Raw genomic sequence first — 20,718 nt, 5'->3', positions numbered from 1 at the left:
TGTTCATTTTTTTAAGTAATGCGTTTGGGGATAAAATGACATTACCAACTATGCCCGGATAATTTTAGTGCGGCCACTACAATATCCTTTCTACTGATCTGGCCTACTAGAATACCGTCTTTCATAACCGGAAGCCTTCTTCTATTGTGCCTGTCAAAAATACCTGCGGCATCAAAAATTGAGATATCGTGAGGAATGGTCTCAACTTCCTTGGTCATGAACTTCTCTACACTTTTATCCAAAATAGGCTGATTAAAATACCTACTTTCAGAAATCTGTTTCATACAATCGGCCTCAGAAATAATTCCTACTAAAAAACCGTTGTCATCCATGACGGGTCCACCTGAAATATTGTACTTGGTAAACTGCTCCATAACCTCCAAAATGGACTGGTCAGGTGTAAAGGTCACCAACTTTTTGGTCATGTAGTCAGATACTAGAATGGGCGCGTCATATTCTTTCTTTACATCTACTTTTGCCCGTGGGCCTTGAAAACTTTTTATTCCCATATAGTTTAGCTTTTATTGCCTAGCGGCAGATTAGGTTAATTACTAAAGATAAGGAATTTTTTAATGAAATATCCAATTATTCGATGAATCACCCATCATATTCTCACCTATTTAATAAAAATAATATTAATTTTCATTCAAAATACACAAACAAGAAAAGCTATCATCTATTAGAATCTTATGTTTTTAATTGAGAACTTTAACCTATGAAAAGATTTTCCTCCATACTTTCCTTTCTGCTTTTAGTATTTGCCATTTATTGGGGATTTCATACCTCAATGCCCGTTTACGAAGAAGATATCTCCGCTCCTGAAAGCTCTTTTTCTACAGACCGGGCATTAGAACATGTAAAGGCGTTATCCCAAGAACCACATGCCATTGGTTTTCCGGGACATAAAAAGGTACAGGATTATATTATCTCCCAATTAGAAGAAATGGGACTTGAGACTTCGCTTCAAAGTGGGTATTCGGTAGGTGATTGGGGGAACATGAGCAAACCTATAAATATTTTGGCCAGGATACAGGGGAGCGGCAACGGTAAAGCTTTACTGCTATTGTCCCATTATGACAGTCACCCCCATTCTTCTTTAGGTGCCAGCGATGCAGGCAGCGGGGTTGCTACTATTTTAGAAAGTGTACGGGCCTTTTTATCCAAAGGTAAAGAGCCCATTAATGACATCATTATTTTATTTACAGATGGGGAAGAGCTTGGTCTTAACGGGGCGGACCTTTTTGTAAACGAACACAACTGGGCCAAAGATGTAGGATTGGTTCTTAATTTTGAGGCCAGAGGAAGCGGAGGCCCCAGTTATACCTTTATGGAAACCAATAGGGGCAATCAACATCTGGTGAGCGAATTTATAAAGGCCAACCCCAAATTTCCTATGGCCAACTCCCTTTACTACAGCATCTACAAAATGCTTCCTAATGATACGGACCTTACCGTATTTAGGGAATCTCGGGATATTCAAGGATTCAATTTTGCTTTTATTGACGACCATTTTGACTACCACACAGCACAAGATTCCTATGAGCGCTTGGATAAAAACACCTTGGCACACCAAGGCAGTTATTTAGCTCCGCTTTTAGTCCATTTTAGTTCTATTGCACTTGATCAACTACCAAGTCTAAATGACTATGTGTACTTTAACATACCCTTGTTCGGGGTTATTTCTTATCCGTTTGATTGGATTTGGCCCATGTTAGGGCTTGCCATTTTCCTGTTTCTCTTGATTTTTATCTCTGGAATCAGAAAAAAAAGACTGAGCATTAAAGCTACTCTAACAGGATTTGTTCCGCTGTTGCTTGTTATAGCCCTAAATGGAGCCATAGGATATTTTAGTTGGCCCGCTCTTAAATGGGCCTACCCAAATTACAATGATATCCTGCACGGTTTTACGTATAATGGCTACGCCTATATATTTGCCTTTGCCTGTCTTTCCTTGGCAATTTGTTTTGGGGTATACCATAAGTTCAGAAAAATGGCCCCAGCAGATTTGGTGGTAGCACCCCTATTATTATGGTTATTTATCTGTGGCATACTAGCAAAATATTTGCCGGGCGCAAGTTTCTTTATTGTACCCATATTTGCTCTTCTTGCGGCTTGGTACGTGATTCAGAATCAAAAAATGCCCAATGTACTACTAATGGTATTTTTAGGCCTACCAGCTGTATGGCTCTATACCCCGTTGATTAAAGGTTTTCCTGTGGGTCTTGGCCTAAAAATGATGATTGGTTGCACTTTGTTGGTTACACTTACATTTGTGCTTTTGTTGCCTCTATTTGGTATGTACACAAAAAAAAAAAAGTGGGCCTATCTAGGTTTGTTCGGTTTTATAGGTACTATGGCGTATGCCCATATACACTCAGGATTTGACGCCGAAAATGGCAAACCCAGCAGCCTCGTATACATTCTAAATGAGGATAAAAATACGGCCCAATGGGCCAGTTACGACCAAGTGCCCATTGAATGGAACGGAGCCTTTTTAGGAAAAGAAGATAAAATTGACGAAAAGCTGAACGAACACCTCATCAGCAGTAAATACAATACTTTGTTTAAACGTTCCGCAAAAGCTCCGCTAAAGGCAATTGATGGCCCCAAAGTTGAAACCGTAAGAGATACGATTATTGAAAATAACCGTATCATAGAGTTATGCATAACGCCACAACGCGATGTAAACCGACTGGATATCTTTACCAAAAGTATGAATGTTGAAAAAGTAAAAATTAATCAACTTGAGCTTTCCCCATATTATTTAGAAAGTAGAAAAGCTTCCAAATTGGTTACCCATTACATCACGGACAACGCCTATACCGAAATTGAGATAACCATACCCAAAGACAGTATTCTTGAACTCACCTTTCAAGAAGCTTCAAACAATCTTTTGGACCATCCGCTTTTTAGCGTACCAAAAAGACCGAAAAACAGCATCCCTATGCCATTTGTGCTCAACGATGTAATTATCACCACCAAAACCATCAAATTTGAATAAGACAATAGCTATTATAGGCTGCGGTTGGTTGGGCCTACCGTTAGCCAAAAAATTTATAGAAAATGGGTATACCGTAAACGGAAGCACAACATCAACGGATAAACTCCCCTCCCTTTCCGCTGCTGGTATTCAACCCTTCCTTATTTCACTTTCCGAAACCCAAATAACCGGAGACATCAATTTATTTTTAAGCAATGCCGATGTTCTTATTATAAACGTACCTCCAAAATTACGGGGAGAGAACAAAGAAAACTACGTTCAGAAAATGAAACTGATTCGGACTGCGCTACAATCCTCGTCCGTAAAAAAAGTGATATTCGTAAGTAGCACTTCTGTGTATGGCGCTATAGATGGAGAGGTTACGGAAAAAACTACTCCACAGCCCTCAACTGAATCCGGGAAACAACTTTTGGAATGCGAACAACTGTTTCAAAACGAATTCGGATTTGAAACTATCGTTGTTCGATTTGGTGGATTGATCGGGCCAAACAGGAATCCGGTTACAATGTTATCAAAGAAAAAAAACCTTAAAAACGGTAATGCCCCCATCAATCTAATTCATCTAAACGATTGTATAAGAATCCTCTTTAAGTCCGTTCATGAAGGTTGGGCACCAGAACTGTTTAATGCCGTCTTCCCATATCACCCAAGTAAGCAGGAATATTACACGTTACAGGCTCAAAAACTAGATTTACCATTACCTGAATATGATAACGACACAGCCGTAAAAGGCAAGCAAATACAGTCCTACACCCTTACAAACGTTAAGAAATTTGAATTTACTACAACGTTGTAGTTGATTTTCACCACAGCTAGGTATCATTTCACAACAAACTGGCGGGATAGTTGTTAATATACCCTGTATTTCATCGATTTAAAAGTAACTTTGGTCTGTAATTTAAAACTATTTGCCATGGAAAATTCAGGTTTAAGAAGCCGGATTCTGATAGAAATCGAGAATCTGATCGCTTCAAGCTGTACCAAGCAAAAAGTTCCCCCATCAATGAAAAAGTTGCATATAGCGATTTTAAAAAATCATTATAATGCAGCAAAAGTGTCTATAGATTATCATAGACGCAGGGTTGAAATGGACATCGTTATGGATGACAAGGATTATGACCCTAAAAAGGTAAATCTCTCTATCCCAACGTTGCACACCAACCTATGGTTTAGAAACTTATATGATTTTTTAGTATCATGTATTGATCAAGACCCTAAAAGCGTGGCTTTTTATTCCATGCTTTTAAAATCGTATCAAAACAACGAGATTTCACTTGTTGCCTAGTACAAACAACCAAACCGACATAAAAAAGGATGCCCAACGGCATCCTTTTTTCATTTATCCTTTTTCATTATGCTTTTATTCACAGCTACATACCGATAATATTGTTAATTTTGCCAACCGCAACCTAAACGATAGAATCGTAAACATAGTTATACATGAAAAAATTAATTGTCGTATTGCTTTTGAGCATCAGTTTTTCAGCCACCGCACAAACCAAAAGCGATTTGCAAAAGCACTATGAAGCCTTTTATGATGAAATGAGACTTCAAGGAGATGTTAATGGAGTAATAAGCGCTCTTACCCACCTAAATGTTATTTCTCCGTCTAAACAGCGTAAAGACACCTTGGCGTTCGTTTATGCCAACAACAACCAGCACATGCAGGCACTGAACACCATTGGTATTGAGAAAGAACCAACGGATTCAGATATGGCCGTTCAGGTAAAGGCCATCTCATTAAAGGCTTTGAACCAACCTAAACGGGCGTTAGAGCAGTTTGAAGAACTTTTTAAAAGAACACCAAACCCTTATTTGGCGTACGAACTTGCCGATCTAAAAATCCAGACGGGAGCTAATTCTGATGCCGTTGCCAATATTGAGTATGGTATTGCCAACGCAAAAGATGACATGAAATATGCTTTTTACGAAAGACAACAACCTTACGAAGTTCCTTTAAAAGCGGCTTTCCTTCATTTAAGGGCACTTACCATATATGACAACAATAAGGGCGATATTGATGCCGCAATAGCCAAAATAGATGAAGCTCTTGCCATAGATCCTAATTTTAATTTAGCAAGCTTAAGCAAACAAGCCTTGCTGTCTAGAAAAAATCCTCCCCCAGCGGAAGAAGCGAAAAACAAGCAATAGGTTTTTTCTCTTTACTGTACAACATTGCAATACCGCACTTAGGTTTTTCCTATTGTGCGGTATTTTTTGATAACCATCTCTTCATTTTGACTTAACAATGTGGCCTATTAAATATTGGAACTTTAGCACCAACTATATAACCCAAAAATCCATATTTAAAGATGAAAAAACTAGTGCTACTGGGTGCAGGTCTCTGCATGCTAAATTCTTGCGATTACATTGATGATTTTGTTGGTGAGGGTCCCGAGCCCAAATCAGTATCTCCTACTGAAGTTTTAAAAACCAACACGCAATATCTATTGCCCCATACGGTCCTGAACACTATAAACGGAGGTGTTGAAGTTAGAAATGGTGGTTTTGGCTCAGGTGCTACCGCTCACCCTACCGAAGAAGCCGATTTTTATGCTATTACCGACCGTGGACCGAATACCAACTACTTGGATGGAAAAAAATTCCCTGTTGCAGAATACACGCCGCGCATTGGTCATTTTACCGTTACCTCTTCTGGAAAAATAGAACTTCTTGATGAAATTCTTTTAAAAGACCCAAGAGGCAAAACCATAACCGGAATACCCAATCCCGAAGGAAAGGGAGCTACTGGTGAAATACCTTATGATGCCGCTGGAAATGCAATTCCTTTTGATGATTTTGGTCTGGATTCCGAAGGTATCGTAGCATTAAAAGACGGTACGTTTTGGGTTTCCGATGAATACGGGCCACACATCGTGCACTATTCGGCTAATGGGGTTCAAATAGAGCGCATATCCCCAATGGGTGTCAATGAAGGTACGGGAGACCGAAAATTACCTGCTGTCTTTGCCAAAAGACGTGCCAACCGGGGAATGGAAGGTCTTGCTATTACTCCAGACGAAAAGACCCTTGTGGGTATTATGCAATCTTCAATGTACAACCCAGAAAAAATTCAGTCCAATATTACGCGCATCGTAACATTTGATTTGGAAACGGGCTACACCAGACAATATGTATACGTTCAGGAAAAAGCCAACCTTTCCAACTCAGAAATTACCGCAATTTCCAACACCGAGTTTTTGGTGGTAGAACGCGATGGCAAATTTGCCGGTGAAGGACCAGCCCAAAAACACATCTACAAAATAAATCTTAACGGGGCTACTGATATAAGCGGTAACAACCCTAAAGATGAAAACGGCCTCATGATAGGAGATAAGACCATTGAGCAATTAACCATTCAGGAATTGGCAGCTGCAAACATTGTTCCCGTTCAAAAGGAACTAGTAGTAGACCTTGTAGCGGAATTTGGTTATGCCCATGATAAACTTGAAGGCATCTGGGTTATGAACAGTAACACGCTTGCTTTTATTAACGATGATGACTTTGCGGTATCGGACGATGATGGAGACGGTGTTATTGAGCAAAAAATACTGCCAGGAACTACAGATATAGACGCTAGCTCACTCTACATGGTAAAGACAAACTTTAAATAGACCTATCTTTATACCATTCTTATACTAAATGGCCTGTCTGTTATAGACAGGCCGTTTTTTATTTAGAAATCCAAAATCAAATTTGTATCCAGCTTATTATTTACCACAACATTAAACTGGTTCCTGAACGCATTATAGGCTTCTATCATTTGTAAAAGCGACTCATTGGGGTCCGTTCTATAGTATAAATCGCCCTTAACCTTTAACATATAGGTTTTGAATATTTTCTGGCGACTCTTTACTTGCGGAATATCAAATTCTTTAGGGTAAGTAGATTCCGCCAATTGGTTTTGCTTCGTAATCATATCTTCGATCACTAAACTTAAATCTTCCTTATTGGCAACCGTTTGTAGGGCGTCAAAACTGGTTTCAAAAGACGCAAACTCTATCCAGTCTTTCAAAATGGCCTGCGCTTCTGGCTTTATAGGCAGCTTCTTGGGCCATTTTTCATTACCTATTTCATAAGTTGCCGTATCCTCAACAACCAATTCCTGTTTCTGTTCTTTACACGCCATTATGGTCAACAACGCTAAACCAAAGAAGAAGATTCTTTTCATAAAGCGAATGTACAAATTTTAAGAAACGCTATCTTTATTCCCAATTCATTTAACGAGACATTAATGGAAAAATCGATTCTGATTATAGGTGCTTGCGGTCAAATAGGCACGGAGCTAACGTTGTCCTTACGCGATACTTATGGCAACGAAAGTGTAATTGCCAGTGATATTAGAGAAGGAAACGAAAGTTTGATGAATTCAGGTCCGTTCGAGATTTTAGACGCTACGGATTACGATGCTCTTGAAGAGGTTGTGGCCTATTATGAAATTACCGAAGTTTACCTCATGGCAGCCATGTTGAGTGCAACTGCGGAAAAATTTCCGATGCGGGCGTGGAACTTAAATATGAATTCGCTCTTTAATGTACTTAACCTAGGAAAGGAGAAAAAAATAGATAAGATATTCTGGCCTTCCAGTATCGCAGTCTTTGGACCTAACACTCCAAAGGAAGGTACTTTACAAAGCACCATTATGGAACCCAGCACGGTGTACGGCATAAGTAAACAATCCGGTGAGCGCTGGTGCGATTATTATTTTCATAAATATGGTGTGGATGTACGGAGCATTCGTTATCCAGGACTAATAAGTTGGAAAACAATGCCGGGCGGCGGCACAACGGACTATGCCGTAGAAATCTACCACAAAGCACTATCCGAAGGCACCTATACCTGCTTTTTAAAAGAAGACACGGAACTTCCTATGATGTTTATGGAGGACGCCATTAAAGCTACACTACAGCTTATGGATGCTGAACCGGAAAAAGTAAAGGTGCGCTCTTCTTACAATTTGTCGGCCATGAGCTTCACCCCTGCCCAAATGGCAAAATGCATCCAAAAATATATTCCCGATTTTAAAATTTCTTACGAACCGGATTTTAGACAAGCCATTGCGGACTCTTGGCCCGGAAGCATTAATGATTCCGAAGCTCGTAATGATTGGGGTTGGCAAGCGGAATTTGACCTAGAAAAAACCACAAAAGAAATGTTGGAAAATTTGGCTTAGAAAACCAAATTCTCCAACATTTGACCATACACTTAAATCTAGACCAAAAGCCCAAGTTTATTTTTTAGAATTACGGATTTCGTTACTTTGTTTGGAAACAATGATGAAATTGGACCTCCGGTTTTCAAGATGTTTTTCGGCACTACATTTTACGCCATTGGCACATTCATTTTTTAAACGATATTCACCATAGCCATGAGCGCTCTCAATCCTATCGGCATCAATACCTTTTGAAATCAGGTAACGTCTGGTAGATTTTGCACGATTATCGGACAACTCCAAATTATAGTCATCCGTACCCCTAGCATCCGTATGTGACTCAATTTTAATTTTGATTTCAGGGAATTTAGTCATGGCAAAAAGCACCTTTTCCAGTTCTATTTCTGCCCTAACTGTTATATCAAATTTATCATACTCAAAATATATTGGATCTACCTTTATCTTCTCTACATCTCCATCTTTTTCAACCAAACTATCAAAAGGAGTTAAGTATATCTTATTATCCTTAGAAGGTGCTTCCGGGTTTTCTCCCGTTTCAATTACGATTATTTCTTTGGAAAACCCTGCTTTAGAAAAAACCAACGTATTTTTCATATTACAAGGAAGTATTACGTTATAATAACCAAATTCATCCGTTCTATGGACAGAAACAAGTTCATCTGCCGCATTTTTCAGTTCTACATTGGCATTTGCAATGGGTTCGCCGGTTTGCTTGTTCATTACATAACCTGAATATTCCAAACAATCTACAGGTTTCACCTTCTCAAAGCGGTAAATATCATCATCACCCTTACCTCCAGACCGATTAGAAGCAAAATAACCATTGCCCTTTTTATCTGCTCTAATGAACGAAAAATCATCCATATTACTGTTCAAAGGTTTACCCATATTAAGCGGAAGGGAATACTCGGTTTTTGAAGAGATTACAGAACCAAAAATGTCCAGTCCTCCCAATCCATAATGGCTGTCCGAAGAAAAATACAATACTTCATTGCTTACGAACGGAAACATCTCCCTACCCCTTGTATTTATTGCCGGACCCAAATTCATAGGGTCCGAAAGCACATCGCCATCATTGTTTAGATCAACCACATAAATATCCGTCTCGCCAAACCCACCGGGCATATTAGAAGTAAAATATAAATGTCTCCCATCCGGACTCAATGCTGGGTGTCCACAAGAATAATCTTTACTATTAAAGCTTAATGAAGTTACATTGACCAGCTCATTGTTACGTATCGTTCCCCTTAAAATCTGCATATTGGAGAGGCCATCTTCATTGGCACTCAACTTATTTTTCTTTTTAAGATAGTTCCTTGTAAAATATACGGTCTGGCCATCCCAAGAAAACGTCAAAGTTGCATCATGGTAAGAAGACTCTAAATTCTCTAAATATTTTTCCGGGATATAGCTTGCGTCATCAGGTCTAGTAATATAGAGGTCCAAATAAGGCTGTTTGTTCCAAGGATACAATTCCCCATTAGATTTTATGGTGTCCCTGGCAGAAGCAAAAATTAATCCGTCATTAAAAAACATGGGACCAAAATCAGATTTTCTACTATTGAAAGCCAAGTTCGTGGTTTCGTATTTCTCTTTCTCTGCAAGTGTGCTGTCCAAATGTTTTTTTTGTGACAACATCATGTTCAATCTATTTTCATCCGTATAAAAATCCCTCAACAATTGATCTGCCTTTTCTATTTTCATACTCGCCTTAAGGCTTTGCACCAATTTAATAATGTTGCTCTCACCAACATTCTTGCCTTTAATCAAGTACAACTTCTCATACCATTTTACAGCTTCTTGATATCTATTCATATTAAAATAGCTATCGGCAAGATGTTGTATAACTTCCAAAGAAGGTCTCTTTTTTTCCGTTGCCAGATCGCTATATAGTTCAATTGCCTTATCAAATTTGAAATCGGCAAAATAGGCATTGGCCCTTTCTTCTTTGCTTTGGGCGGAAACGCTAAGGTATGCGCCCAAAAATAGGTATAGTATTGTTTTTTTCATGGTTGTCGGTTTTTAGAAAAATCTGGGTGACAATGCTCTTTTCTTAGCATCAAATAAGTTGTATTTGAGAATAATCTCATGCGAACCATCATTATAACTTTCTAAACCAGTTATGGAATAATCATAGGCATATCCTAAGAAGAAGCTTTTAGAAATATGCAACCCAACTAATGCACTCACCGCATCATCATAGCGGTACGCCAAACCCAAAGCCAAGGTTTCCTTTATCAAGAAATTACCGGACACATCTACAGTTATAGGCGCTCCGGCCACATGTTTTGTTAGAATGACCGGCTTGAATTTTAAATTATCGGAGAGGTCCATAACATAACCTGCCATGACATAATACTGACTTTTTCGATCAGTCACCTCTATCTCGTTGTCATTGTAGATTTGAGAATTTAAAAAGTTGTGCGTAGAAACCCCAACATACCACCTATCACTATGAAAGTATGCTCCTGCACCAAATACAGGTCGTAATTTATTTACGTTTTCGGCAAAAATAGGATCTAGTCCGTCTTGGTAACTTCCTTTGGACCAGTCTACTTTTAAAACATCTATACCTGCATTGATTCCCAAAGACAACTTTGTAAAATAGCCCGTAGGAATCTCATAAGAAAAGGTTCCGTTTACATCTAAATTATTAGCTGCCCCAATGTTATCATTGATAGCTGTAAGACCTACTCCTACTCTTTCTCGCAATCTACCCTGAACAGAAAAGGATTGTGTCTCTGGGGCTCCATCTATACCAACCCATTTCGAACTATGTAAAAGCGTAGCCTCTAGAATACCTCTAGACGAGTATCCGGAATTTAAGGCCGCTGTATTATACATGTATTGGGTATATTGAGGCGGTTGTTGGCCATATATTCTGCTCATATTAAAAACAAGATAGCAGAGCATAACTATCTTTATAGTGGTGCAAAGTGATTTCATAACTGGTAAAGGTTTGGTGTGAATAGTTTAAAGAACTTCTTATTATCTAGCCAATTGAAGCCAGCCAACAAGGTTTCTTTCTAATTCAGGAATCTTAATGGAATAGTAGTATGTTCCGGATGGCAAATGATCTCCGTTGTTCAGAACACCTTTTACGTTAGCTAGACCGTTCCAAGTATTGCGGTAGTCTACCGTTTTGTAAACAAGGTTTCCATTACGATTATAAATTTCTACGGTATTTGAGTAATCTTCAATACATTGAACCGTGAAAAAATCATTGAAACCATCATTGTTAGGAGTGAATTCATTGAAGACTTTTAAGCAAAATTCTTCGCCCAGAACCATTCCACAAGAGATTGTCTCAACGTTTAAGGACATCATTTTACTTGGGCTACATATTGAATCATCTGTATACGAAACACTAATTTGGGTGCCGGTTAACTCCGTCCAGCGAACGGTTACAAAGTTATCCGTAGAAGTTCCTCCTTCTGTAATGGTACCACCAACTACAGTCCAAACATAATCTTCTTTGTCAGCATTGGTTTCATACGTATACGAACGCCCTCGGCATACTTCCTCAGATTCTCCGGTTATAGTAATAGGAGAAATACCATCAGCAAATATATTTGCCATAATTCTTAATCGCTCACTACTTTCGCAACCATTTTCAACAGCGGCAACATAATACCAACGGCCATCTTCTATAGGTGTTGAAGGGTCAATTGCGTTTCCATGTAAACGGCTATCATAAAAAACAACATTGGTTTGATCAACTTGAATATCTCCCACCGTAGGGTCATCGCTTTCACAAAAAACCTGACTACTAGAATTTGTCGTGGGCATAGGAACGTCATTCACCTGTACCGTTATCTGCACCCTAGCTAACACGGATGAAGGTATACCTGCAATTCCTGCAAAATAAACTTCACCATCAACCAAAGGAGTATTAGCATTTAATTGCAATCCTGCCGTAAGGTCATTAAAGAACACAATATCATTAAGACCTACTTCCAAATCTGCAACAGTAGCAAAATCAGAGGCACAAAAAACTTGAAAAATATCATCTATAATTAAATCCGGAAGGTCTACAGGAATTTCTTCGGATACGGTACACAAAACACCTTGTACAAAAGCTTCAAGCGTATTATCTATATCTGAAACCAAATCTATAGCATCTACTGCAATGCTGAACGATGAATCTGCCGCTACGACACCATCAAAAAGATTACCGTTAATACTTAAGGATATAGTTTCACCAACCATAACATCACCAGAAACAGTTCCGGTTACATTTACTGAATTGTTACCGTTAAATATATCAATTAGACTATCTAGGCTAACCATTGGGTTGGAATCAATAGATACCGTTTTTGTAAAATCAACAACATTAACTTCAACCGATTGTAAATCGCCCGGAGCATTTTCACAACCCGCCAAATCATGTTTAACGGATACAAAATACGTGTATGGGCCACCTGCTTCCGTTAATCCCGTAATGGTCAGTACACCATTGGAATCTATTTCATAAGTAGCTCCTCCAGAAACCAGACCGTCTGTAATCTCATTGGTTTTGTTTGCATCAAAATACCATGAATATGTACCATCTACAGAACTGGTTGGAACCAATACCACATTATCCGAAGAACAAATGGGGTTTTCATTTCCTAAAACAGTTATATCATCTGCTGTTGGAACAGACTCCACATTTATCGTAACCTCGGTTCTAGGTGATTCTTTAAGACAACCTATTTCCGCAGCTGCTACATAATAGGTAGTATCCGAGTTAAGTATAGGTGTAGTGAAAGCTTGACCTGAGTCTAAGGTTGCCAATAGATTTCCGTCTTCTTCTGAATCGTACCACCTTAACTCAACATTATCGTCGTTCTCAACTTCCGCAACAACGCGAGTGCTAAAACCGGCACAGATATTTAGGTCATCCGAAGTAGAAGTTATTACTGGTCTTGCAGGAGCCCTAAACACATCATAAATTAAAAGTTCCTGATCAATACTGACACCTAGTAAGGATGATAAACGTACAGTTACCCGATCAACAGGGATTGTAGGGTCAAAACCTATTACTGCCGGCTGGCCACTTTCTAACAGACCCAATACATCTAAATCCAATAAACTTGATAAATTATCTGAGTATATAGATTGGCCCGCGCCATCTTGACCAATTACTTCAATTGAATTAGCTATACCCAATTGTAGCAAAGACGGGTCCATTGCCATCTTTATATAATAATTATCCCCTGTATCTTCCGGACTATCAAAATAAAATGTCTGCTCAATCCCGGCTAAAACGTCAACAAGGCCTAAACTTAATTCAGAAAAGGTAGTATCATCACCATCTATGGCAAACTCGGGATTAGCAACTCCGGCTCCGCCTAATCCTAAAAGATCTAGCGTTAGGCCTTCTCCACTAAAAGAAGTATAATTAGGTGCACCGCATGTAGTATCTCCTTCTCCATAATAGGCCCCATACACATTAAGGTCTCGTTCTTGGCCCAGTCCTATTAAGGAGCCAACACTATTGGTTATACTAACCCTATCATAAGGACTAGATGGCGTAAGAGCCAGAAAATAATCTCCGTTCTTATCCTTTACCACACGCGCTTCATCTGATGAAAACGCATTAACAAGTCCTGAACTAGTCTGAAGTACACTATTATCAATATTGAACGCCTCTACAGAAAATTCTTGATTACCAACAAGTAATGTTCCAACAATATCAGAAAGTAGACCACCTAGGCTACCACCCAATAGACTGGATAGTATATCATCTTCAGTAGCAATTTTTATAAAACTGGTAGTGTTTGCTGGTACCGTAGTAGGGTAATTAAGTTCCAAAAGACCGTTATAATTACCAATACCCAATACAATTCCGGAACCGGCCCGTACAATTGCATTGGTTGCTAAATCCGAATCTATGGCGTTATTTGGTTGGGTAACTGAACTTTGGTTTGAAATGGCGTCGGCATAAACCCTATCCTGTGCATAGGAGACCGAACAAACAAAAAATAGCCAGATTAAAAAGTTTTGCTTCAGCGTAGTTTTACGTATCATAGGCAAACTGTGTAGGTTAAGTCTTATAAAAAACTCAAATACGAGAAACATTATTGTTTATGCTATTATATACCCTCGGTGAAATGCGTATTTATTCGATGAAAGGATTTCTTATCGATAAAATGTAGTTTAAAAGTGTCATTTATCGAGTTCCAAAACCTATAAATATTTTATTTACTGATAAACAACACTTTACAATGTTTGTAAAGAGAATAGCCTCAATACTATTCAATGCTAATAAAAAGGACAATATGATTTCCCCATAATTAATGCATAAAAAAAGCCCCCTACTTCATGCGAAATAGGAGGCCTTATATTATAAGGTAACTAAAGATTAATTCAACTCTCTTGTTCTATTTAAAAAACAACTGTGTAAAATAAAGAATACCATTCTCATCTGCAGTAACACTAACCGCTGTATAATTAAAATCACCTTCCATTACTTTCTTATGTGTTGGGCTATTTTTCCACGCTTCAAGAATATCATCAGCATTTGTAAAATCCATACCTAAGTTCTCAGAAACAAAATCCGCATTAGCTTCTACTGATAATTTAGAAGCCCTTTTATCAAAATTATCATGACTGATAACTCCTTCGGAAATCATATACTCGTTGTGTGCATTTGCGTAACCATATGCCACACTGTTAAACTCTACTTCGTTTAAACCAACAGAAACTCTATACTCGTTAACAACATCAATAACCTCCTGCTCTATAATAGATATTTCTACTTCTTCATTTGTTGTTGCAACCACCTTGTACAATTCATCCTCTTCTGTAGTAGAAGTAGAACATGAAGTCATTAAAGTTGCAAGAGCGATAAGCAGTAAAATATTGAATCTGATCATAACTTAAGAGAATTAATTTTTGTAATTCGTTTCCTCTATTTATGAACGGCACATTGTAGGATACTTGACGAAATTCTCTTAAGTGGTACGTTTTACTCGTTAAAGTGTAAAAAACTACTAATCAAATAGTTACACTTACATAAAGTGTGTTTTATAACGGTAAAAAGATGTGCTACACCGATGATTTGACACTTAATCGTAAAAAGAAATTACTTGACCGATAGGCTAATTTTAGCAAACCCGACGAAGTATTAAGAAATGAGGATGAAAAGCACATTAGCCAAAAAAAATGGCGCATTCTAAACTTGTAGGAAAGAAAGTCTCTTGAAATCACGAAACCGGCAATAGATGCAAATTTTACTCTGCTCCCTATCGTAAATATAAAATGCGATTGACATCTACATAATCTAGAGACAATCGCATTTTATAAAAAAGTTGTTTTTTAACTACTTGAACGCTACATACTAAACCTCAGCTTCTTTTCAATAGCCATGATCATTTCATTGGCTATATCCTTACCGGTAGCATTCTCAATACCTTCAAGACCCGGAGAAGAATTAACTTCCAATAATAACGGTCCTTTGTTTGAACGGATAATATCCACACCCGCTACGGCAAGGTTCAAAACCTTGGCTGCTTTTTGAGCAAGTTTACGCTCTTCCGAAGTTATTTTAATAATAGAGGCTTTTCCTCCTTGGTGGATGTTAGCCCTAAACTCTCCTTTCTCTGCCTGACGTTGCATGGAAGCTACCACTTTCCCGTTTACCACGAAACAGCGAATATCCTGCCCATTGGCCTCTTTAATGAACTCTTGCACCAAGATATTGGTATTTACACTTTTAAAGGCGTTTATAACACTCTCCGCCGCCTTGTTGGTCTCGGCAAGCACCACTCCTTTACCTTGTGTGCTTTCCAACAACTTTATGATCAACGGGGCACCGTTAACCATTTTAATAAGGTCCTTGGTATCCATTGGCGATTTTGCAAAACCAGTAATAGGAATATGAATATCGTTCTTGGAGAACAACTGAGAGGCAAAAAGCTTGTCCCTAGATTGGGTAATGGCTTCGGCCGAATTTTGGCAGTATACCCCAAGATTATCAAACTGCCTGATCAAGGCGCAACCATAGAAGGTAACCGATGGCTTTATTCTAGGGATGACCGCATCAAAAGCGTTAAGAATATTTCCTCCCCTATACCGTATTTCGGGTGATCGGGCATCTAACTTCATGTAAGCATGCTCTACATTAAGAAAAACGATTTCATGGCCACGTGCTTCCGCGGCTTCTATAATGCGCTTATTGCTATACAACTGCGGATTGCTTGCCAACAAAGCTATTTTAAGACCTGACTTTTCTTTAAAGTAAGGAGCGTACATTTTGTTTACCTCCTCATCATTAAAGTCCTGTACTTGATAGTTTATAGCCGGATTTACAATATACCTTTCATTAATGGCTTCCCTACCCAAAAGCATACGGAACTCCATAGTATCCCGGTTGGCCAAGGTAAGTTCAATCTCAAAAGTATCCTCTCCTATGGTTACAGGTGTGCGTACCACCAAACGCTCTTCGGAGATACCGGAAGAACTTTTAACCATCCTACGGTCCACCAATCTGGCCTGACAAGGAATGGCTATACTCCGGTTCTCCTGCAAAGGGCTTACCTCGAACTTTACCCATTCTTGAGTACCCTTCATAATTATCTTGAGGTTGGTTGCTTGTATTGACGATGTTTTTGCCCCTGAATCTACCCTTGCCTTAATGGCAGGAATACCCAAGTTTTCAAACACGCACCATTCTTCACTACCTATAATCTTTAAATCAGTCAAACTATACTTTTTTTCTAAGTTCAAAAATATCTTTTCTCCTATCTTTTAAATTGCGTACGGCTCCAAATTGATTGAGTTCCCTAAGTAAATCTATATCTACATCAGCAATCAAAATCATTTCGGTATTAGGAGTGGCCTCTGCTTTTATTCCATTTGTTGGGAATGAAAAATCACAAGGTGTAAATACCATGGATTGGGCAAATTGAATGTCCATATTCTGAACATTGGGCAAGTTGCCTACGCTACCTGCAATAGCTACATAGCACTCGTTTTCTATTGCCCTTGCCTGCGCACAGTGCCGCACTCTTGAGTATCCGTTCTGGGTATCCGTTAAAAACGGAACGAACAAAATATCCATTCCCTCTTCGGCCAATAAACGGCTTAACTCCGGAAATTCCGAATCATAACAGATTAAAATTCCGATTTTTCCACAATCCGTGTCAAAAGCCTTTAACTGGTTGCCCCCTTGCATACCCCAAACTTTAGCTTCATCTGGAGTAACGTGTAACTTTTCGTAACGCTCCATACTCCCATCACGTCTGCACAAGTAACCAACGTTGTACAAGCGGCCATCGATCATTTCGGGCATACTTCCTGTAATGATATTGATGTTGTACGAAATGGAAAATTCCGAGAACTTCTGTACTATAGCACCGGTATGTTTTGCCAACTCCCTAATAGCATCAGGGGTGGACAAATGGTTATCCTTAGCCATTAACGGTGCATTGAAAAACTCGGGGAACAGCGCAAAATCCGACCTATAGCCAGAAACGGCATCAATAAAATACTCTGCCTGCTGTAATAATTCCTCTAAATCTTTATACGGCCGCATCTGCCATTGTATAAGCCCCAGACGAATAACAGTTTTCTTTGCCGATGCTTTTTTGGAAGGCTTTTGGTAATAAATATTGTCCCATTCCATTAAAATGGCAAAATCACTGGATGCTTTATCTCCTTCCAAATAGCCTTTCATAACCTTGGCAGGATGAAAATCATTACTGATCTGGAAATTTAGTACCGGATCTGCAATTTCCTTTCTACGTACCTTGGCAATATATTCTTTTGGAGTAAGCTCGTCTTTATATTTATGGTAATTGGGCATTCTACCTCCAAAAGCTATGCTCTTAAGGTTGAGTTTTTCGCACAGTTCCTTACGGTAGTCATACAATCTACGCCCTAACCTAAGTCCACGAAACTGCGGCTTTATAAAAACCTCTATTCCATAAAGAACATCACCATTGTCTTCATGCGTGGCAAAAGTATAGTTACCCGTAATCTGCTCATAGGTATGCTCATCATCAAAATTATCATAATCTACAATAATGGACAGGGCCACACCGGCCAACTGTCCATTAATCTTTATAACAACCTGACCTTCCGGAAATTTATCGATCAGCGATTTAATGTGCTTCTCTTTCCAGTATGAGCCGGGCATATTGGTATATGCGGATATCATTGCAGTTTTAAGCTCTTGATAATCATCAAGGTCCAAAAACTTTAACTCTATATTCTCTATTTCTTCTATTTTCATTGAACGGACATTATATAATTACTATCTCTATCAACAAAACCTTGGAATAGAACAAGGGGGTTCATAAACCTATTAACGATATTAGTCTTCATCGTCTTGAGCCATGTCTTCTGGGTCAGGCTCCACTACCGCTTCTGGATCATCATCATCAAAATCTTCATAATCATCCTCGTCATAATTCTCCATCGTATACTCAAGCTTGGCACTGATCTTAACCAAATACTTAGTATCCTCCGTTAAAACCTCAACCGCCTCAATACGTTCTCCACTGGCATTTTTGAACGATATTATATTTCTATCATCATACCCATCTGGATATGCCTCTACCAACAGCTTAAGGACTTCAGGCGTCAACTTTTTAAAGTCTACTATAACGCGCTTTAAATTTGTATTTTCTTTTCTGTTACTCATAGGTCAAGAAGATAAGCAAAAATTAATGGCGCAACAATGGTTGCATCGCTCTCAATAATAAACTTAGGGGTATCTATATCTAATTTACCCCAAGTGATTTTTTCATTGGGAACCGCACCGGAGTACGACCCATAACTTGTTGTAGAATCACTAATCTGGCAGAAATAGCTCCAGAAAGGTGTATCCGTTCTTTCCATATCTTGATAAAGCATTGGCACTACGCAAATAGGAAAATCTCCTGCTATACCACCACCAATTTGGAAAAACCCGATTCCGTTTTCGGAATTGTCAGTGTACCAATCTGCCAAAAAGGTCATGTACTCAATACCTGATTTTACGGTGCTTGCCTTCAATTCTCCTTTTAGCACGTATGACGCAAAGATGTTACCCATAGTACTGTCTTCCCAACCTGGACAAACAATAGGTAGGTTTTTCTCGGCGGCAGCGTACATCCATGAATCTTTTAAATCAATTTCATAATGCTCTTCAAGAACACCGGAAAGTAACATTTTGTACATGTACTCATGTGGTAAATAACGTTCTCCCTTAGCTTCGGCTTCCTTCCAGATCTTAACAATATGCTCTTGCAACCTTCTGAAAGCTTCCTCTTCCGGGATACAAGTATCCGTTACGCGGTTCAGGCCCTTTTCCAATAATTCCCATTCATCTTTTGGAGTTAGATCTCTATAATTAGGTACACGCTTGTAATGTGAGTGTGCTACCAGATTCATGATATCCTCTTCAAGATTGGCACCGGTACATGATATAATTTGCACCTTGTCCTGACGGATCATTTCGGCAAATATTTTACCTAATTCTGCGGTACTCATAGCACCTGCCAAAGAAACGAGCATTTTTGAGCCTTGCTCCAGTTGTGCTTCGTACCCTTTAGCAGCGTCTACCAAAGCAGCCGCATTAAAGTGCAAATAGTATTTTTCTATAAATTCTGAGATCGCTCCCTTAGTCTTCGTCATCTTCAAATTTTAAACCGTTATTGCCAGATTTGCTATCAACATCATAGGTATTATCATATTCATCATCTACCGCTTCACCCATAAATTTATAGCTAAGCATTTTATAATACAATTTTGCGGCAAGGAAATCCGAAGATTTTTCGGCTGGGTTAGGGCAAAGTTCAACAATATCAAAACCTACCACATTCTTTTCCTCAAACACCTGTTTTAAGAACTCCAATGTTTCATACCAAAACAAACCGCCTGGTTCCGGAGTACCGGTAGACGGCATAATGGAAGGGTCAAACGCATCAAGATCAAAAGTAATTAGAACATTATCGGTCATTGCTTCAATAACCTTGTCCATCCAGTATTCATCTTGGGCCATATCATGCGCAAAGAACGTTTTTTCCTCATCCATGAACGTTTTCTCAATGGCATCCATAGAACGGATACCCACCTGAATTAAATTCGTGGTCTGGCTGGCTTCATGTACCGCACAAGCATGGTTATACTTTGTACCCTCATAAGACTCACGTAAGTCTGCATGGGCATCTATCTGCAAAACGGTTAAATTATCAAAACACTCGTTAAATGCTCGTATTGTACCTATTGAAATAGAATGCTCTCCTCCAAAAAGGGTAACGAACTTGTTGCGTTTAATGTATTTTTTGGTTCTCTTGTGCACGGCGTTTACCACAGCTTCCGGAGAACTGTTTTCCTTAATGGCTTCGGCTAAATGAATACCCTGCTCGTAAACCTCTGTATTGGTCTCAATATCATACAGCTCCATATTCTCAGAAGCTTCTAAAAATGCTTGAGGGCCTTTATCGGCTCCTTTTCCCCAAGTACTTGTTCCATCGTATGGCACAGGTATTAAAACTACCTTGGCCGTCTCTAATTGTGCGAATTTATCGGGAATTCCCGCATAATTCTTTGTTGTGCTCATCTTGATTAAATG

The 20,718-nt window shown here is 39.0% G+C and carries 17 protein-coding genes; 6 read left to right on the top strand and 11 right to left on the bottom strand.

Annotation, left to right across the window (positions count from 1 at the left end; translation table 11 throughout):
• Positions 1-41 precede the first annotated feature (41 nt).
• Positions 42-509 carry a CBS domain-containing protein gene (locus tag Q4597_RS16030; protein WP_215436065.1) on the bottom strand — a complete coding sequence of 156 codons (468 nt, stop codon included), beginning with the start codon at positions 507-509 and terminating at the stop codon, positions 42-44.
• A 206-nt stretch (positions 510-715) separates the two neighbouring features.
• Here Q4597_RS16030 and Q4597_RS16025 point away from each other — a divergent pair, with 206 nt between their 5' ends.
• From Q4597_RS16025 to Q4597_RS16005, 5 genes are all read left to right on the top strand, one after another.
• Positions 716-3,001, top strand: a complete 2,286-nt coding sequence (locus tag Q4597_RS16025) for a M28 family peptidase (RefSeq protein ID WP_303407118.1) — start codon at positions 716-718, stop codon at positions 2,999-3,001.
• Positions 2,994-3,797: an SDR family oxidoreductase gene (locus tag Q4597_RS16020; RefSeq protein WP_303407117.1), complete on the top strand. Its 804-nt coding sequence runs from the start codon at positions 2,994-2,996 to the stop codon at positions 3,795-3,797. The genes Q4597_RS16025 and Q4597_RS16020 overlap by 8 nt, the downstream gene beginning before the upstream one ends.
• Positions 3,798-3,914: 117 nt before the next feature.
• Positions 3,915-4,286, top strand: coding sequence for a hypothetical protein (locus Q4597_RS16015; RefSeq protein ID WP_215913201.1), 372 nt, complete (start codon positions 3,915-3,917; stop codon positions 4,284-4,286).
• Positions 4,287-4,441: 155 nt separating this feature from the next.
• Positions 4,442-5,152, top strand: coding sequence for a hypothetical protein (locus tag Q4597_RS16010; RefSeq protein ID WP_303407116.1), 711 nt, complete (start codon positions 4,442-4,444; stop codon positions 5,150-5,152).
• 161 nt (positions 5,153-5,313) lie between these two features.
• Positions 5,314-6,615: an esterase-like activity of phytase family protein gene (locus Q4597_RS16005; protein ID WP_303407115.1), complete on the top strand. Its 1,302-nt coding sequence runs from the start codon at positions 5,314-5,316 to the stop codon at positions 6,613-6,615.
• Positions 6,616-6,677: 62 nt separating this feature from the next.
• Here Q4597_RS16005 and Q4597_RS16000 read toward each other — a convergent pair whose 3' ends face one another.
• Entirely contained in the window at positions 6,678-7,172 is a 495-nt protein-coding gene (locus Q4597_RS16000) for a hypothetical protein (protein ID WP_215436073.1), read from the bottom strand.
• A gap of 63 nt (positions 7,173-7,235) precedes the next feature.
• Here Q4597_RS16000 and Q4597_RS15995 point away from each other — a divergent pair, with 63 nt between their 5' ends.
• Complete coding sequence (locus tag Q4597_RS15995) at positions 7,236-8,174, top strand: NAD-dependent epimerase/dehydratase family protein (protein ID WP_303407114.1); 939 nt, start codon at positions 7,236-7,238, stop codon at positions 8,172-8,174.
• A gap of 57 nt (positions 8,175-8,231) precedes the next feature.
• Here Q4597_RS15995 and Q4597_RS15990 read toward each other — a convergent pair whose 3' ends face one another.
• From Q4597_RS15990 to speB, 9 genes are all read right to left on the bottom strand, one after another.
• A complete protein-coding gene (locus Q4597_RS15990; RefSeq protein WP_303407113.1) occupies positions 8,232-10,184 on the bottom strand; it encodes an OmpA family protein in 1,953 nt (650 codons plus the stop codon).
• Between the two features lie 12 nt (positions 10,185-10,196).
• Positions 10,197-11,120, bottom strand: a complete 924-nt coding sequence (locus Q4597_RS15985) for a type IX secretion system membrane protein PorP/SprF (protein WP_303407112.1) — start codon at positions 11,118-11,120, stop codon at positions 10,197-10,199.
• Positions 11,121-11,162: 42 nt separating this feature from the next.
• Positions 11,163-14,186: a gliding motility-associated C-terminal domain-containing protein gene (locus Q4597_RS15980; protein ID WP_303407111.1), complete on the bottom strand. Its 3,024-nt coding sequence runs from the start codon at positions 14,184-14,186 to the stop codon at positions 11,163-11,165.
• 353 nt (positions 14,187-14,539) lie between these two features.
• Complete coding sequence (locus Q4597_RS15975; RefSeq protein ID WP_289038293.1) at positions 14,540-15,034, bottom strand: CAP domain-containing protein; 495 nt, start codon at positions 15,032-15,034, stop codon at positions 14,540-14,542.
• 457 nt (positions 15,035-15,491) lie between these two features.
• On the bottom strand, positions 15,492-16,862 hold the full coding sequence (gene rimK, locus Q4597_RS15970; RefSeq protein WP_303407110.1) for a 30S ribosomal protein S6--L-glutamate ligase: 1,371 nt from the start codon (positions 16,860-16,862) through the stop codon (positions 15,492-15,494).
• Between the two features lies 1 nt (position 16,863).
• Positions 16,864-18,393 carry a bifunctional GNAT family N-acetyltransferase/carbon-nitrogen hydrolase family protein gene (locus Q4597_RS15965; protein WP_215913208.1) on the bottom strand — a complete coding sequence of 510 codons (1,530 nt, stop codon included), beginning with the start codon at positions 18,391-18,393 and terminating at the stop codon, positions 16,864-16,866.
• Between the two features lie 81 nt (positions 18,394-18,474).
• On the bottom strand, positions 18,475-18,804 hold the full coding sequence (locus Q4597_RS15960) for a hypothetical protein (protein ID WP_215436098.1): 330 nt from the start codon (positions 18,802-18,804) through the stop codon (positions 18,475-18,477).
• The gene (locus tag Q4597_RS15955) at positions 18,801-19,778 is read right to left on the bottom strand and encodes a deoxyhypusine synthase family protein (RefSeq protein WP_303407109.1); all 978 of its coding nucleotides are present in this window, start codon (positions 19,776-19,778) and stop codon (positions 18,801-18,803) included. Before Q4597_RS15955 ends, Q4597_RS15960 begins: the two co-directional genes overlap by 4 nt.
• Positions 19,765-20,706, bottom strand: coding sequence for an agmatinase (speB, locus tag Q4597_RS15950; RefSeq protein WP_303407108.1), 942 nt, complete (start codon positions 20,704-20,706; stop codon positions 19,765-19,767). Before speB ends, Q4597_RS15955 begins: the two co-directional genes overlap by 14 nt.
• Between the last annotated feature and the right edge of the window lie 12 nt (positions 20,707-20,718).

The sequence above is a fragment of the Zobellia sp. 1_MG-2023 genome, from assembly GCF_030549125.1.
In the GTDB taxonomy this organism is placed as follows: domain Bacteria; phylum Bacteroidota; class Bacteroidia; order Flavobacteriales; family Flavobacteriaceae; genus Zobellia; species Zobellia russellii.
Note: the sequence above shows the minus strand (reverse complement) of the source record. Positions and strands in the feature narration are given on the sequence as shown.

What these genes read in the sequence shown, in the direction of transcription:
- Q4597_RS16000 (WP_215436073.1), bottom strand. Translation starts at nt 7,172, where the DNA reads ATGAAAAGAATCTTCTTCTTTGGTTTAGCGTTGTTGACCATAATGGCG.
- Q4597_RS15960 (WP_215436098.1), bottom strand. Translation starts at nt 18,804, where the DNA reads ATGAGTAACAGAAAAGAAAATACAAATTTAAAGCGCGTTATAGTAGAC.
- Q4597_RS15995 (WP_303407114.1), top strand. Translation starts at nt 7,236, where the DNA reads ATGGAAAAATCGATTCTGATTATAGGTGCTTGCGGTCAAATAGGCACG.
- speB (WP_303407108.1), bottom strand. Translation starts at nt 20,706, where the DNA reads ATGAGCACAACAAAGAATTATGCGGGAATTCCCGATAAATTCGCACAA.
- Q4597_RS16025 (WP_303407118.1), top strand. Translation starts at nt 716, where the DNA reads ATGAAAAGATTTTCCTCCATACTTTCCTTTCTGCTTTTAGTATTTGCC.
- Q4597_RS16015 (WP_215913201.1), top strand. Translation starts at nt 3,915, where the DNA reads ATGGAAAATTCAGGTTTAAGAAGCCGGATTCTGATAGAAATCGAGAAT.
- Q4597_RS15985 (WP_303407112.1), bottom strand. Translation starts at nt 11,120, where the DNA reads ATGAAATCACTTTGCACCACTATAAAGATAGTTATGCTCTGCTATCTT.
- Q4597_RS16010 (WP_303407116.1), top strand. Translation starts at nt 4,442, where the DNA reads ATGAAAAAATTAATTGTCGTATTGCTTTTGAGCATCAGTTTTTCAGCC.
- Q4597_RS16030 (WP_215436065.1), bottom strand. Translation starts at nt 509, where the DNA reads ATGGGAATAAAAAGTTTTCAAGGCCCACGGGCAAAAGTAGATGTAAAG.
- Q4597_RS15980 (WP_303407111.1), bottom strand. Translation starts at nt 14,186, where the DNA reads ATGATACGTAAAACTACGCTGAAGCAAAACTTTTTAATCTGGCTATTT.
- Q4597_RS15990 (WP_303407113.1), bottom strand. Translation starts at nt 10,184, where the DNA reads ATGAAAAAAACAATACTATACCTATTTTTGGGCGCATACCTTAGCGTT.
- Q4597_RS16005 (WP_303407115.1), top strand. Translation starts at nt 5,314, where the DNA reads ATGAAAAAACTAGTGCTACTGGGTGCAGGTCTCTGCATGCTAAATTCT.
- Q4597_RS15965 (WP_215913208.1), bottom strand. Translation starts at nt 18,393, where the DNA reads ATGAAAATAGAAGAAATAGAGAATATAGAGTTAAAGTTTTTGGACCTT.
- Q4597_RS15955 (WP_303407109.1), bottom strand. Translation starts at nt 19,778, where the DNA reads ATGACGAAGACTAAGGGAGCGATCTCAGAATTTATAGAAAAATACTAT.
- Q4597_RS15975 (WP_289038293.1), bottom strand. Translation starts at nt 15,034, where the DNA reads ATGATCAGATTCAATATTTTACTGCTTATCGCTCTTGCAACTTTAATG.